Below are 14,246 nucleotides of genomic sequence, written 5' to 3'. Positions count from 1 at the left end.
CATTCGTACGTGACAGGGCGCGCGGCAAGGCGACCCTCAGCGACGCAGATCACCGTCGTACTGGCTACAGTGCGGCGCAGGATGTGGGTACGCTCGGACGGTCTGGGTAAGTTACCGCTTAGTAGTAATTCCCTGAATCCGCCAGAGTCCCCCGGAATCCCCACCTCGCAGGCCCGAGGAGCCCTTACATGCAACTGGCTGCGATTGTTGTGTCGCTGACCCTGATGGTGGTCGGCTTTGCGCTGTTCGCCCGAGCTATCGCACAGATCTTCCGCTTCGTGATGCTCGGCCAGCCGGTACCGGCCGGCAGCCGGATCAACGACCCCTACCGGCGCACCGTGACGCTGGTGAAGGAGTTCCTCGGCCATACCCGCATGAACCGCTGGGGCATCGTCGGCGTCGCCCACTGGTTCGTCGCGATCGGCTTCTACACGCTGCTGCTGACGCTGGTCAACGCCACGGGCCAGCTGTTCAAGGCGGACTGGGTGCTGCCGATCATCGGGCACTGGCTGCCGTACGAGCTGTTCATCGAGGTCATCGGCACGATGACGGTGCTGGGCATCGCCGTGCTGATCGTGATCCGGCAGCTCTCGCGGCCTGGCGGGGCCGGGCGCAAGTCTCGTTTCTCCGGCTCGAACACGGGTCAGGCGTACTTCGTCGAGGCCGTCATCCTCACCATCGGCCTGGCGATCATGACCCTGCGCGGCCTGGAGGGCGCGTTCGCGGGCGTGGACCACTGGGAGCTCGCGTACGCATTCTCGTACCCGCTGGTGGCGGCGTTCTCCGAGCTGGACGTCTCGACCCTCCAGAACGTCACGTACCTGGTCGCGATGATCAAGATCTCGACGTCCTTCATCTGGATGATCACGGTCTCGCTCAAGACCGACATGGGCGTGGCCTGGCACCGCTTCCTCGGCTTCCCGAACATCTGGTTCAAGCGCGAGGCGGACGGCGGGACCGCGCTCGGCCAGCTCCAGCCGATGACCTCCGGCGGCAAGCCGATCGACTTCACCGATCCGGGCGAGGACGACGTCTTCGGCGTCTCGCAGGTCGAGCAGTTCTCCTGGAAGGGCCTGCTCGACTTCTCCACCTGCACCGAGTGCGGCCGCTGCCAGTCGCAGTGCCCGGCCTGGAACACGGGCAAGCCGCTGTCCCCGAAGCTGCTGATCATGTCGCTGCGCGACAACGCGCACGCCAAGGCCCCGTACCTGCTCGCGGGCGGCGGCAAGACGATGGAGGGCGACGAGAAGGCCAGCGAGGAGCAGCTCGCCGGAGTGCCCGCGGCCGCACTCGCGGAGGCCGAGCGCCCGCTGATCGGCACACTCGAAGAGAACGGCGTCATCGACCCGGACGTGCTGTGGTCCTGCACCACCTGCGGCGCGTGCGTGGAGCAGTGCCCGGTCGACATCGAGCACATCGACCACATCGTCGACATGCGCCGCTACCAGGTGATGATCGAGAGCTCCTTCCCGTCCGAGGCGGGCACGATGCTCAAGAACCTGGAGAAGAAGGGCAACCCCTGGGGCCTGGCCAAGAAGCAGCGCCTGGAGTGGACCAAGGAGGTCGACTTCGAGGTGCCGGTCGTCGGCAAGACGATCGAGGACCTCACCGAGGTCGAGTACCTGTACTGGGTCGGCTGCGCGGGCGCGCTGGAGGACCGGGCCAAGAAGACCACCAAGGCCTTCGCGGAGCTGCTGCACATGGCGGGCGTCAAGTTCGCCATCATGGGCGGCGACGAGAAGTGCACCGGTGACTCGGCCCGCCGCCTGGGCAACGAGCCGCTGTTCCAGGAACTCGGCATGGAGAACGTCGCCACGCTGAACACGGCCTTCGGCGAGGAGACGGACGACGAGGGCAACGTCACCGAGGAGTCGAAGAAGCCCAAGTCGGCCAAGAAGATCGTCGCGACCTGCCCGCACTGCCTCAACACGCTCGGCAACGAGTACCCGCAGCTCGGCGGCGACTACGAGGTCATCCACCACACCCAGCTGCTCCAGCACCTCATCGACGAGGGCAAGCTGATCCCGGTCACCCCGGTCGAGGGCCTCATCACGTACCACGACCCCTGCTATCTGGGCCGCCATAACAAGATCTACACGCCGCCGCGCGAGATCATGGACAAGGTCCCCGGCCTGCGCCAGCAGGAGATGCATCGGCACAAGGAGCGCGGCTTCTGCTGCGGCGCCGGCGGTGCGCGGATGTGGATGGAGGAGCGGATCGGCAAGCGCATCAACACCGAGCGCGTCGACGAGGCCCTGTCCCTCAACCCGGACATCGTCTCCACCGCCTGCCCGTTCTGCCTCGTCATGCTGACCGACTCCGTCAACGGCAAGAAGAACGAGGGCGCGGCCAAGGAGGCCCTCCAGGTCGTGGACGTCGCCCAGCTGCTCCTCGACTCGGTCAAGACGCCGGTCGACGAGCCCCCGACGGGCGAGGCGGAGGGCGCGGACGCACCCGAGCCGGAGCCGGTGAAGTAGGAGCCCGTGAAGTAGCGGACCGCGTAGTACGGCCCTGGGGCCCTGGGGCCCTGGGGCTAACCCCCCAGGGCTCCCCTAAGGGTTGTCACAGCTCGGCCGCAAACCCCCCGTATCGGGCCGCCTCTCACCCACCGCTCAGCCGGAGCGGGTACGTTCGTCGACGTGGCTGGATTCAGGATCGGACGCGGCCGGGACAACCGCTCACAGCAACGGCAACCGCAACCGCGCCCCCAACAACCCGCGCAGCGGCCGCCGTACGGACAGCAGCAGCCGTACGGCGGCCCCCACGCGCACCCCGACACGCACCCGCACTCGCATCCGCAGCAGGGTCAGCGGGGACGCCCAGGAGGCGGCGCCGGTCAGCAGTGGCCCCAGACCCCGCCCGGCCACGGGGGCGCGTACGGCGGCGGAGGCGCGTACGACCCGTACGCCCAGGGCCACACCCAAGGCCACGCCCCCGCCCCCGGCGAGCCGGAGTACTTCGGCGACCCGTACGCCCAGGGCCACGCAGCGGGCCACTCCGCGGGCCAAGCCGCGCCCCACGACCCGTACGCCACCAGCGACAACCCCGGCCACACCCAGGCGTTCTCGCTCGGCGGCGACCCGTACAGCCAAGGCGAGACCTACCGCGCCGGAGCCGCGACCGCACCCCCCGTGGGCCCGCGCCTGCACTGGAAGGAACTCCTCAGGGGCATCGTGCTGCGCCCCGGACCGACGTTCCTCCAGATGCGCGACCACACCCTGTGGGGCCCGGCGCTCACCGTCACCTTCCTCTACGGCCTGCTGGCCGTGTTCGGCTTCGACGAGGCCCGCGAGGACGCGATCACGGCCACCCTCGCCACCAGCGTCCCGATCGTCCTGACCACCAGCGTCGCGATCGTCCTCAGCTTCCTCGTACTGGGCGTGGTCACCCACACCCTGGCCCGCCAGCTGGGGGGCGACGGCGCGTGGCAGCCCACCGTCGGCCTCTCCATGCTGATCGCCTCGCTCACGGACGCGCCGCGCCTGCTGTTCGCGATGTTCCTGGGCGGCGACGCCTCGCTGGTGCAGATGCTCGGCTGGGCGACCTGGATCGGGGCTGGCGCGCTGCTCACGATGATGGTCGGCAAGTCCCACGACCTGCCGTGGCCGAAGGCCCTGGCGGCCTCCGCGATCCAGCTGATCGCTCTGCTCTCCATCATCAAGCTGGGCACGTTCTGAACGAAGTGAGGGCCGGACCCCACAGGGATCCGGCCCTCACTCCACTCACGCACGCCAGGCGCTCAAGCGCTCAAGCGCTCAAGAAGCCCCTCAGGCGTCCGGGCCGACCCTCAGGCGTCCAGAACCTGCCCAGCCCGCCGCACCACCGGCGGCTCCACACTCCAGGGAAAGTTCACCCAGTCGTCGGTGCGCTTCCAGACGTACTCGCACTTCACCAGCGAGTGCGGCTTCTCGTAGATCACGGCGCTGCGCACCTCGGCCACATGGTCGAGGCAGAAGTCGTGCACCAGCTTCAGCGTCTTGCCGGTGTCGGCGACGTCGTCGGCGATCAGCACTTTCTTGTGGGAGAAGTCGATCGCGTTCGGCACGGGCGCGAGCATGACCGGCATCTCCAGCGTGGTCCCCACGCCGGTGTAGAACTCGACGTTCACCAGATGGATGTTCTTGCAGTCCAGGGCGTACGCGAGCCCACCGGCGACGAACACCCCGCCCCGCGCGATGCTCAGCACGACGTCCGGCTCGTACCCGTCGTCGGCGATCGTCTGCGCCAGCTCACGGACGGCGTGCCCGAAGCCGTCGTAGGTCAGATTCTCCCGCACGCCACTACTCACAACGCCTCACACTCACAACCGCTCACACTCACACCTGAGTCCGATGGAACTGAAGATACGACCGCGAGGCCGTCGGCCCGCGCTGCCCCTGGTACCGGGACCCGTACCGGTCGCTCCCGTACGGGAACTCGGCCGGTGACGACAGACGGAACATACACAGCTGGCCGATCTTCATCCCCGGCCACAGCTTGATCGGGAGTGTCGCGAGGTTCGACAGTTCGAGCGTCACATGCCCGGAGAACCCCGGATCGATGAACCCGGCGGTCGAGTGCGTCACCAGACCCAGCCGCCCCAGGCTCGACTTCCCCTCCAACCGGCTGGCCAGGTCGTCGGGCAGCGAGATGACCTCGTACGTCGAGGCGAGCACGAACTCACCCGGATGCAGGATGAACGGCTCGTCCCCCTCGGGCTCGACCATCCTGGTCAGGTCGGCCTGCTCGACGGCGGGGTCGATGTGCGGGTAGCGGTGGTTCTCGAACACCCGGAAGTAGCGGTCGAGCCGCACGTCGATACTCGAGGGCTGCACCATGGACGCGTCGTACGGATCGATCCGCACGCGCCCGGCGTCGATCTCGGCCCGGATGTCTTTGTCAGAGAGAAGCACGCCCCGAGGATACGCAGAGCGCGCGGGCCCGCCGCAATCCGACTCCGCGACGGCCCCACGCGCTCTGCGTACCTCTCTGCCTCTACCGCTGCCGCTGCTCAGCGACGCACCCGCTCCACCGGCACCGCGTGCCGGAGCCGGGCACAGCGCGGACAGCGGAGCAGCCGCCCAGGCCCGATGCGCTCGGCCCCGAGCTGCTGCATCGGAAACGAAGCGGTGCTGAAGACGTGCCCCTCGGCACAACGGACGACGGTGCGCTCCATCAAGTCCTTGAGTCCCTTCCCCACAACCAGTGAGTCACTGACGACGAAAGCTCACATTACGGGATGAAAGGGACGTCACTCCAGGCGGCACTCCAGACACCGCCCCCAACGCCGCTCCGGCACCGCCCCAGCGACACTCGGCCGCACACAGTACGCCCCAACTCCCGCACCCCGCAGCCCGTTCCGCAGCCCGCGCCGTGACCCCGCCCGCCGCCCGGACACCGCGAAGGCCCCGCGGCAGATACACCGGGGGCCTTGAATGAGGTATCGTATCCGCACGATGCGGCGAGCACTCCTCGCCATCGTGCGGGTGTAGTTTAATGGTAGAACATGAGCTTCCCAAGCTCAGAGCGCGAGTTCGATTCTCGTCACCCGCTCCAAGGCGAAGGCCCAGGTCAGCGACCTGGGCCTTACTTGTCGTCTAGACCATTTCCGGAGCGTCGCACCACTACACCCCCGCCAAGGGTCACCAACAGCGACACCGAGCAACGTAGTCGAACTAGCGCTCGCCCCGCGCGGACACGCAGGGCCTCCCAAAGGGAACTACGGGCTGGCCGGTGTCCACCGGCCAGCCCGTCGACGAGTCGGTTCACTGCGCGTTGGTCTGAGCAGGTTTACGGAGGAACAGCGCGGCAGCGATCACTCCGCCTAGCGCAATGGCGGCGTTCACCGCGACGGCGACCTTCAGCCCGTCGAGAACGCCCGCGGTACCGGCTCCGGTGATACTGGCAGCCGCGATGGCACTCATGATGGGCGTGCCCATCGTGATACCGACCTGCTGCGTCATGGTCGCCAGACCGGTGGCGAGGCCCTGCTCGTGGTCGGGCAGGCCGGTGGTGGCGGTGACCATGAACCCGACGATGACGAGCATGTTTCCCACACCGCCGGCGAAGGTGGCCACCAGCAGCAACCACATCCAGGACCGGTCGTCCCCGAGCCCCAGGAGCGCGGCGGTCGCCACGGTCTGCAGCAGGCCGCCGACAATCAGCGTCGACTTGGTGCCGATCCGCCCGATGAACCGCGGGGCGATCGAACCACCGATAACCGTTCCAACACCCAGCACACCGAACGACAGACCGGCGGCGAGTGGAGAGAAACCCAGCACCTTCTGCAGATAGAGGGTCATCAGGAACACCAGCGAGGTTTCCGTCAGAAACGCGATCAGACCAGCAATATTTCCCCAGGCCACGGTCCGCCGACCCAACACACTCAGCGGCACCAGCGGAGCGGCCGCCTTGCGCTCGACGGCATAGAAGACGATCAGCAACACCACGCCCGCGGCTAGCGACAGCAGTGCGGTAGACGAGGTCCAACCATGTTCACCGGCCTGGGTGAGGCCGAAGACGATCGCCAGCAGACCGAGCGTGACACTGACGGCGCCAGGGAGGTCCAGCTTCGGACGCTCGTCCAGACGCGACTCCTTGACCACAACAACCGCGGCAACCAGCACGACTGCTGCCACCGGCACATTGATGAAGAAGGCCCACCGCCAAGACAGCAGATCCGTCAGCAGACCGCCGAGGATGGCACCGGTGGTGAAACCCGCAGACATAAGGGCCCCATTCAGCCCCAACGCCTTATCTCGCAAAGGACCTTCGGGGAAGGATGTCGTCAGCAGCGAAAGCCCGGCCGGCGTCACCGCCGCGGTCGCCAAGCCCTGGAATACCCGTGCCACGATAAGCAGTTCCGGGGACCTAGCCAGGCCGCCCACCAGCGAGGCCAAACCAAGGACGACGAGGCCGCCCAGGAACAGGCGCCTGCGGCCAAAGAGATCCGCGATGCGCCCGAAGAGCAGCGTGAAACCGGCCGCACACAGGGCGAAAGACGTTGCGATCCACTGGAGATTCGCCAGATTGAACCCCAGACCCTCCCCGATGACCGGCAGCGCCACATTCAGGATGGAGAAGTCCACGGCCAGCATGAACTGCGCCGCCAGCAGCACCACCAACACCAGCCGGAGACGGGGTGTCAGGCGTGTCGGAGGCAGTTCCCCATCGGGTTTCGCCTCTGTTGCATCAGTGACCGTCATGAGGGGGTCGTACCTTTCTCTCGCGCACAAGTCGTTGCGGAGAAAGCCTCACTGGAACGCAGGAGCGCAACCAGAACCCACTCTTGACCAGCACCACGCAGGGTAGTCACCACAGGACCACCCTCACGGGCGACGCGGACTGGCGGCGGCGGGCATCATAGAGTCATAGCTGCCGACCCGAGGGGCACCGATGGGCACATCGTCCGAGCTGGGGGACTTCCTCAGGAACCGACGCGCCGACCTGCGCCCGGAAGACGCCGGTCTCACCGCACACACCGCTCGCCGACGCGTCCCCGGCCTACGTCGTGAGGAATTGGCCATGCTCGCCGGCGTCAGCGTCACCCACTACACACGGCTCGAGCAAGGGCGAGCCACCAGCGTCTCGGACTCCATCCTCGGCGCCATCGCCCGTGCGCTCCAGCTCACCGACGACGAGACCGCCCACCTCAAGGACCTCGCCCGGCCCGCCACCACCCAGCGTGTACCGACGGAGCGAGCACAGTACGCCAGCAGGTCGGCCCGACAGCTTCTGTCGGCGATGTCAGAAGTGCCCGCCCTTGTCCTGGACCGCCGGAACGACATTCTCGCCTGGAACCAGCTCGGCCATGCGCTCCTCGCCGGACATCTGGACCGCAGCGCCCCGGACACACCCGGAACCCGCCCGAATCTCACGCAACTTCTCTTCCTCGACGAGCACTTCCGAACCCTTTACTCCGACTGGAACGAGGAGGCCCAGCTCGCCGTCGCCTCGCTGCGCCTGGCGGCCGGACGCCACCCCGATGACCGGCGGCTCGCCGAGCTCATCGGGCAGCTCGCCATGCAGAGCCCCGAATTCGCCTCCCGGTGGGCGCGGCACCCCGTCCGCACGTGCACCTCCGGCGTCAAGCACTTTCGCCACCCCGTGGTCGGCGTCATGGAGCTCGCCTTCGAGAACCTGCACATCCCCGGCAACTCGGGGCAGCGCATGATCGCCTACAGCGCCGAGTCCCGTACCCCGTCCGAAGCAGCACTGCGACTCCTCGCCAGCTGTGCAGCAGCCGAGTTGGACCAACCGGAGAAACGTTGGCAACCGTTGCCCCGGACACCCTCCGCACCTGAGCACGCGGCACCGGCTCCGGCCGCACGCCAGAACGAGCTGAGGGCTACGGGGTAGGGCGCGACACAGACGCACAGAGCGATGTTCTCGGTCCGGCGGTCAGTGGGGCGTGCTGGCCGTCGAAGACCAGGTGCTCATACACCTCGTCCGTCACCACGATCAGGTCTCGCTCGACTGCCAGTTCGGCGATGGCCGTCAGCTCCCTGGTCAGTACCATGCCCGTCGGGTTGTGCGGGGAATTGAAGGGCACGATCAGGCGCAGGCGACAAGCGGCGAGGGGGGCGACTGGGCTTCGCTCGGGACGAGGAAGTCGCGGGTTCAAGGCCGCAGCCCCAGACGTACGGGAGCCAGCCGAGTCGCCGCCCCCCTCTCACTAGCCGCGCGCACCACTACCGCACCAGTAGCCACGGTCCATAGCGGCTAAGTAAGGCCACCGTCGCGCCCACCCCCGTCATGCCGTTTCCCCCTCTAACTCCCGCCTGACCTGCGAAGACCCTCCGGCGGATCATGGGATTCCCAAGCTCAGAGCGCGAGTTCGATTCTCGTCACCCGCTCCACAGTTCAGCCCCAGGTCAGAGACTTGGGGCTTTCTTGTTGCCTAGACCAATTTCAAGGCATCGCACCACTAGTGCGAACGGCCAGGAAGTCGCGCACAGTTTCGAGAGGCCGGCAAGGGGCGTGCGCCGGATGGCACTGACGAGGTGCTGGCGATAGCTGCGTCAACCCAGACCTTGCGGATGCCGGGGTGGTCGGCGGTGACCTGGTCGAGCAGCTGGGTGCCGACGGCTACGAGGCCGCCCTGGCCGCTGACGACGTTGGGTGCGGCTCCACACTCGTCCCCGAAGAGCCCTTTCGCGGTTCTTGGGCAGGTGTGAGGCTGGGCCCGAGTCGGCGCTCAAGCCGCACCCGCCGCCGCGCTCTTCCTCGCACCGCCCCCCAGCCCCTGTGCTGGCTGCCACCCCGCCACCAGCTCGAGCAGGCCGGGAAAGCGTGCGTTGAGGTCGTCGATCCGTACCTGGCTGCGGCGCTCCAGGCCGTACTGACGCTGGCGGGTGACACCCGCGTCCCGCAGGACACGGAAGTGATGGGTGAGCGAGGACTTCGGCCGGTCCAGGCCGAACCAACTGCAGGAGTGGTCGAAGTCCTCGGAGTCGAGCAGGAGTCTGCGGACGATGCCCATGCGCAGCGGGTCGCTCAGCGCCGCCATCACGACTTCCAGACGCAGCTCTTCGACCGCGGGTTCGGGGAGGGGCGTGGGCAGATCGGCGGGGGCGGGCGGGACGTTGAACCTGGTCATCGACATCTCCCTATAACGCATCTCCTATGTACGAGTTTAATCGTACTAGAGGTAGGTTCGAGTCGACTCGTAATGGAGACCACCAGGGGAGACGCAGTGACGGATGTACAAGCCGCGCCGCAGCGGCCGAAGAGTGCGGAGAGCGGCGCGAGCAGCGCGGCGACGGCCCCCCGGTGGTGGGTCTGGTTGGCGGCCTGGCCCGTCACGGCCGTGTTCATCCTGTCCAACGCGGCGACCCCGCTGTATGTGCTCTGGCAGCGCGACATCGGTTTCTCCAAGGGCATGCTGACCGTGATCTTCGCCTGGTACATCGTGGGGCTGATCGGTTCTCTGCTGGTGTCGGGCGTGGTCTCCGACCGGGTGGGGCGCAAGCCCGTACTGCTGCCCGCCCTCGCGCTCGCCACGGTGGCCTGCGTGGTCTTCGCAACCGCGTCGTCGGTGGTCGCTCTGGTCATCGCCAGGCTGCTCACCGGTATCGCGGTCGGAGCGGCGGTCTCCGCCGGCATGGCCGCGGTCTCGGATGTGGCGGGCCCTGGCCGTAAGAGGCTGGGCGCCCTGCTGGCGTCGTGCGCCATGGTCCTGGGCGCGGGACTCGGCCCGCTCCTTGCCGGTGTGCTCTCCGAGACGATGCCCGCGCCGACCGTGACGGTCTTCGTGGTGGAGGTCGCGCTCCTCGCCGCCGCGCTCCTGGTCGTCCTGCGCATGCCGCTGCCGGCCAAGCCCCGCGTCACCAAGGGCGGCGAGCCCGCCCGGAAGGCCTCATGGGTCCGGGTTCCGGGCGTGCCGCGCGGTAACGGCAGTCAACTCCTCCTCGGCATCGCCGTGTTCGCCCCCGGCATCACCTCGACGTCCTTTGTGCTCTCCCTCGGTCCGTCCCTGCTCTCCGGGCTGCTCGGCACCACCAGCCGTATCGTCGCCGGGGCAATGGCCTTCGTGATGTTCCTGGCGGCCACCGGGGTGCAGTTCGCGGTGCAGAAGCTGCGGGTGCGCACCATCCTCGCCGCCGGTGCGGTGAGTACGACGGTCAGCATGGTCTCCCTGATGGCCGCCGTGCACACCGCGTCGGTCGTGCTGCTCCTCGCCTCCGCGGTGCTCGCAGGGGCGGGCCAGGGCATGGGCCAGCTCGGCGGCCTCTCGCTGCTGAACGCCTCGGTCCCCTCGGAGCGCCTGGCCGAGGCCAACGCGGCGCTCAATGTGGGCGGTTACGTGCCGGCCGGAATTCTCCCGGTCGTGGCCGGGTTCCTGAGTGACGCGGTCGGCCTGACCACCGGATCGACGATCTTCGGCGTGGTCCTGGTGACCCTGGCGGTCTGCGGCGGTCTGGTGACGCTGGCCCGCCGTCGGCAGATTCCCGACCCCGCGTAGACCCGTCCGCTCCCGAACGTCCGGCTGTGCACCGCGAGTTGAACCCGCGGTGCACAGCCGCACGCGGGTCCCCCCTCTGGCGTACCGCCCCCATGCGGCTCAGCGGCTGATGGCCGCGAAGAGCGGATCCCGCACCTCCCGCCACCGTTCAACGATGTCGGCCCGGCGCTCGAGCACATCGGAGATGTGCTGCATACCGAAGAAGCCGGCCACCAGAGCGCGGGCCGTGGCCGCCGGGTCGGTGCCCGCCTTGACCTGCCCCTCGTCGAGGGCGGCCGACAGGAGCTCGGTGAGCAGCTCGGTCCAGTCGACATACGGCAGCGGAAGTTCGGCGTCGATGTGCGGGCGCTCCAGCTGAAGCCGGGCACCGGCCTGGACGATGACGTCGTCGCGGAAGGCGAGCGCGGCGCGGTTGAGCATCTCAGCCGCGGTGTCCAGCGGAGTCAGCCCCTCGGCCTGGATCTCCTCCAGGAGCGTCGGCCACTTGGCATAGAGGTGCTCGACTACAGCGACGGCCAGCGCTTCCTTGGTGGGGAAGTGGAAATAGACAGCCCCCTTGGTCATCTCGACCCGCTCCGCCACATCCTTCACCGAGGTGTGGCGGAAGCCGTTGGCCGCGAAGAGTTCGGCGGCGGCGGTCAGCACCAGGGACTTGGTGCGGGCGGCGCGGTCCTGCTTGGGCGTCGGCCCCCGTCGCCCGGCGAACCGCTTCGCCGTGAACGCGGATCTGCCCTCTCCTTGCGCGGCCGGGCTGTTCGACATCGTTTCCTGCCTCTCTCGGTCCTTCGCTCTCAGCTCCTGGTGTGTGGAGGGGTGGCTTCGAGCAACCGTTGCAATATACCTTCCTGCAGGTATATTTTTGCGTCGAGGCAGAACTTGGTCAAGGAAGGCCGTTGCGCCCGGCGCCGGCTTTGCCTTGGGGGAGGGAAGTACATGCACAGCACCACTGTTTCCTCGACCGCTCCTCGGCACCGCAGAGCAGCCATTCCGGCAGTTCCCGGGGTTGAACTCTCCTTCGACGCCCTCGTGCCACGGGCCGCCGTACACAAGGCGGCCCAGTCCGAGGTCCTGTTAACGGACGCCAGGCCGCTGGGGGACGACCGCTTCGCCATCGCGGCCCGCTGGCCGCGCGACCACTTCCTCTACCATCGCGGCTCGGGAGCGCCCAGCGATCCGTACCTCTTGGTCGAAACCGTGCGCCAGGCGACGATCCACCTCTCGCACCGGTTCTACGGCGTCCCCGAGGAACACCCCTTCGTTCTGCGCGACCTCGACTTCGACCTCGACCGCCCGCTGCCGCCCCGGGGAGGCTCCCCGCTTCCGGTTGTCCTCGACGCCGTCTGTGTCCGGACCACCGACAACCCGCGGCGCTTCGGCATGCGGCTTGAAGTGACTGCCTATGCGGGCGGTCTGCGCATCGGCCGGGCCTCGCTGCACTGGGAGGCCATGGCGCCCCGGCGCTACGAAATCGTCCGTTGCCGCAATATCCCTGCTGGAACGGGGAGTTACGCGGGTAGGCAGGCCGGTGACGTGATGCCGCTGCCGCCGATGGCGGTAGGACACCGCAGCGACCGTGACGTACTGCTCGGATGGGAGCCGGACGGTGTCCGGGGCCCAGGGCCGTCCTGGCGGCTGCGGCTGAACCGCGACCATCCGGTCCTGTTCGACCACCAGTCGGACCACGTCCCCGGCATGGTTCTCCTCGAGGCGTTCCGCCAGACCGCCCTGGCCGGGGCGCCGCGCGTGACCGACCCCGCCCCCCGCCTGTGGTCGCTCACGACAGTGAGCGCCACGTTCACCGCCTTCGGCGAACTGGGCCTCCCCGTCACCCTCTGCGCACGCGCCGCCGCCCGCGAGGGGGGCGGCGAGTCCTCCGGCATGGAGGTCACGGCGCTACAGGAGGGCAGGACGCTGGCATCCGCTGTCCTGCGTGGCAGGCTGACCCGCCCCGCGCACCGGGGCTTCGAGCGAGGCGCAGCATGCTGATCACCGCCCCGTCCACGACCGCGACACCCTCCATGGCGCCGTCGGCGCTGCCCGAGGCGTCGGTACTGCCCGAGGCGTCGGCAGCGCTCGCCAGACTCGCGCGGCGCGACACGGCGCTCGTGGAAGAGCGCCGCAAACTCACCGACGACCTGGCCGCCGCCATCACGGAAGCGGGCTTCGCCCGCCACTTCGTGCCCCGCCGCTGGGGCGGCGCCGCGGGCGACTTCACCTCGCTGCTCGACGCCTCGGCATGCGTCGCGGAAGCCTGTGCGTCGACCGCGTGGTGCGCCACCCTGTACGCGTCCCACGCGCGCCTGGCCGGCTACCTGCCGGAACAGGCGCAGCACGACCTCTGGGCCCGCACCCCCGACGTGCGCATCGCCGCGTCGGTCGTACCGCCCCAGGGCGAGGCGACCACCCGCCGGGACGGCTGGTCACTCTCCGGGCGCTGGTCCTTCGCAAGCGGGCTCGAGCACGCGGACTGGGTGCTCCTCGCCAGCTGGACGGGGCCCGGCGCGGGCCCTGAACAGCGCGGCGCGGACCGCGAACACCGGATCTTCGCCGTACCGCGCACGAGGCTCACCGCCGTGGACACCTGGCACACCCTGGGCCTGCGGGGCACCGGCAGCAACTCGGTCCAGGCCGATGACGTATACGTACCAGCTCATCGCACCATGCTCCTCACGGATCTGCTCCCTCCGCTGCCTGGCGGCGCGCCCTGTCACACGGTGCCGTTCCCGATGGTCGCCGGGCTGCTGTTCGCGGCCCCGATCCTGGGCGCGGCCCGCGGGGCTCTGTCCGCCTGGACCGCCGAGATGACGGAACGTCAGTGGTACGGCGGCCAGGAAGTGCGGCAGTCCCCGAAGGTCCAGCAGGCCCTGACACGTTGCTCGGGCGAGATCCAGGCGGCACAGCTACTCCTGGAGCAGGCCGCGCACCGCGCCGACCGGGAGCCGCCAAATCCCCTGAACGTTCCGGAGAATCAGCGGAACGCGGCCATGGCGGCCGAGCTTTGCGCCGGGGCCGTCGACCGGCTCTTCCGCACACAGGGAGTGCGGGCCCAGTCGGAGGGCGACCCGATCCAGCGGCGCTGGCGCGATGTCACCGCCGCGGCCGGGCACGCCACTCTGGGCTTCGAGCTCGCGGCAGCGGCGTACTCCAAAGCGGCGTTCGACCGCGCGGAAGGCGTACGGGCATGACGACCGCTACTCCCCTTACCTCAGTGGACGCGGGCACGGCGAACGCGGGCACGACGGACGCGGGCACGACGGACGCGGGCACGACGGACGCGGGCACGACGGACGCGGGCACGACGGAC

11 protein-coding genes, 1 tRNA gene and 2 pseudogenes are annotated in these 14,246 nt (G+C 68.7%); 7 read left to right on the top strand and 7 right to left on the bottom strand.

The features are described from left to right. Window positions 1–188 precede the first annotated feature (188 nt). Together ACX6XY_RS19800 and ACX6XY_RS19795 are read left to right on the top strand one after the other, a co-directional pair. Window positions 189–2,477 (top strand): (Fe-S)-binding protein, encoded by a 2,289-nt coding sequence (locus ACX6XY_RS19800; protein WP_460332363.1) that lies wholly within the window; start codon window positions 189–191, stop codon window positions 2,475–2,477. A gap of 162 nt (window positions 2,478–2,639) precedes the next feature. Continuing rightward, window positions 2,640–3,677 carry a Yip1 family protein gene (locus ACX6XY_RS19795; RefSeq protein ID WP_460332361.1) on the top strand — a complete coding sequence of 346 codons (1,038 nt, stop codon included), beginning with the start codon at window positions 2,640–2,642 and terminating at the stop codon, window positions 3,675–3,677. Window positions 3,678–3,787: 110 nt separating this feature from the next. Here the strand turns inward: ACX6XY_RS19795 and ACX6XY_RS19790 are convergent, their stop codons facing one another. Together ACX6XY_RS19790 and dcd are read right to left on the bottom strand one after the other, a co-directional pair. Beyond that, complete coding sequence (locus ACX6XY_RS19790) at window positions 3,788–4,288, bottom strand: phosphoribosyltransferase (RefSeq protein ID WP_460332359.1); 501 nt, start codon at window positions 4,286–4,288, stop codon at window positions 3,788–3,790. A 28-nt stretch (window positions 4,289–4,316) separates the two neighbouring features. Continuing rightward, window positions 4,317–4,892, bottom strand: coding sequence for a dCTP deaminase (gene dcd, locus ACX6XY_RS19785; RefSeq protein WP_460332357.1), 576 nt, complete (start codon window positions 4,890–4,892; stop codon window positions 4,317–4,319). Window positions 4,893–5,461: 569 nt separating this feature from the next. On the opposite strand from dcd, the gene ACX6XY_RS19780 reads away from it, so the two are divergent. After that, window positions 5,462–5,535, top strand: a tRNA-Gly gene (locus tag ACX6XY_RS19780). Window positions 5,536–5,744: 209 nt separating this feature from the next. Here the strand turns inward: ACX6XY_RS19780 and ACX6XY_RS19775 are convergent. After that, window positions 5,745–7,184 (bottom strand): MFS transporter, encoded by a 1,440-nt coding sequence (locus ACX6XY_RS19775; protein ID WP_460332355.1) that lies wholly within the window; start codon window positions 7,182–7,184, stop codon window positions 5,745–5,747. A gap of 190 nt (window positions 7,185–7,374) precedes the next feature. Between ACX6XY_RS19775 and ACX6XY_RS19770 the strand changes: the two genes are divergently transcribed. Next, window positions 7,375–8,337, top strand: coding sequence for a helix-turn-helix domain-containing protein (locus ACX6XY_RS19770; RefSeq protein ID WP_460332353.1), 963 nt, complete (start codon window positions 7,375–7,377; stop codon window positions 8,335–8,337). Here the strand turns inward: ACX6XY_RS19770 and ACX6XY_RS19765 are convergent. From ACX6XY_RS19765 to ACX6XY_RS19755, 3 genes and pseudogenes are all read right to left on the bottom strand, one after another. Beyond that, window positions 8,327–8,521, bottom strand: a pseudogene (locus ACX6XY_RS19765) (aminotransferase class I/II-fold pyridoxal phosphate-dependent enzyme); the annotation flags it as partial. The gene ACX6XY_RS19770 and the pseudogene ACX6XY_RS19765 sit on opposite strands and share 11 nt — an antisense overlap. Before the next feature lie 454 nt (window positions 8,522–8,975). Further along, a pseudogene (locus tag ACX6XY_RS19760) lies at window positions 8,976–9,061 on the bottom strand (IS5 family transposase); the annotation flags it as partial. A 114-nt stretch (window positions 9,062–9,175) separates the two neighbouring features. After that, entirely contained in the window at window positions 9,176–9,577 is a 402-nt protein-coding gene (locus tag ACX6XY_RS19755; RefSeq protein WP_460332351.1) for an ArsR/SmtB family transcription factor, read from the bottom strand. Between ACX6XY_RS19755 and ACX6XY_RS19750 the strand changes: the two genes are divergently transcribed. Next, window positions 9,542–10,942 (top strand): MFS transporter, encoded by a 1,401-nt coding sequence (locus tag ACX6XY_RS19750; protein WP_460332472.1) that lies wholly within the window; start codon window positions 9,542–9,544, stop codon window positions 10,940–10,942. The genes ACX6XY_RS19755 and ACX6XY_RS19750 overlap by 36 nt on opposite strands. A 99-nt stretch (window positions 10,943–11,041) precedes the next feature. On the opposite strand, the gene ACX6XY_RS19745 is transcribed toward ACX6XY_RS19750, so the two are convergent. Beyond that, window positions 11,042–11,704 carry a ScbR family autoregulator-binding transcription factor gene (locus ACX6XY_RS19745; protein WP_460332349.1) on the bottom strand — a complete coding sequence of 221 codons (663 nt, stop codon included), beginning with the start codon at window positions 11,702–11,704 and terminating at the stop codon, window positions 11,042–11,044. A gap of 264 nt (window positions 11,705–11,968) precedes the next feature. On the opposite strand from ACX6XY_RS19745, the gene ACX6XY_RS19740 reads away from it, so the two are divergent. Together ACX6XY_RS19740 and ACX6XY_RS19735 are read left to right on the top strand one after the other, a co-directional pair. After that, the gene (locus ACX6XY_RS19740) at window positions 11,969–12,928 is read left to right on the top strand and encodes a ScbA/BarX family gamma-butyrolactone biosynthesis protein (RefSeq protein ID WP_460332347.1); all 960 of its coding nucleotides are present in this window, start codon (window positions 11,969–11,971) and stop codon (window positions 12,926–12,928) included. Beyond that, window positions 12,922–14,127, top strand: a complete 1,206-nt coding sequence (locus tag ACX6XY_RS19735; protein WP_460332345.1) for an acyl-CoA dehydrogenase family protein — start codon at window positions 12,922–12,924, stop codon at window positions 14,125–14,127. The genes ACX6XY_RS19740 and ACX6XY_RS19735 overlap by 7 nt, the downstream gene beginning before the upstream one ends. Window positions 14,128–14,246 lie beyond the last annotated feature (119 nt).

The organism is Streptomyces sp. O3 (assembly GCF_054788135.1).
This window is presented reverse-complemented; position numbering and strand designations above follow the sequence as displayed.

Bases quoted from the DNA above. Each gene is read 5' to 3' on its own strand.
- ACX6XY_RS19745 (WP_460332349.1), bottom strand. From the start codon at position 11,704: ATGTCGAACAGCCCGGCCGCGCAAGGAGAGGGCAGATCCGCGTTCACG.
- ACX6XY_RS19735 (WP_460332345.1), top strand. From the start codon at position 12,922: ATGCTGATCACCGCCCCGTCCACGACCGCGACACCCTCCATGGCGCCG.
- ACX6XY_RS19800 (WP_460332363.1), top strand. From the start codon at position 189: ATGCAACTGGCTGCGATTGTTGTGTCGCTGACCCTGATGGTGGTCGGC.
- ACX6XY_RS19775 (WP_460332355.1), bottom strand. From the start codon at position 7,184: ATGACGGTCACTGATGCAACAGAGGCGAAACCCGATGGGGAACTGCCT.
- ACX6XY_RS19755 (WP_460332351.1), bottom strand. From the start codon at position 9,577: ATGACCAGGTTCAACGTCCCGCCCGCCCCCGCCGATCTGCCCACGCCC.
- ACX6XY_RS19770 (WP_460332353.1), top strand. From the start codon at position 7,375: ATGGGCACATCGTCCGAGCTGGGGGACTTCCTCAGGAACCGACGCGCC.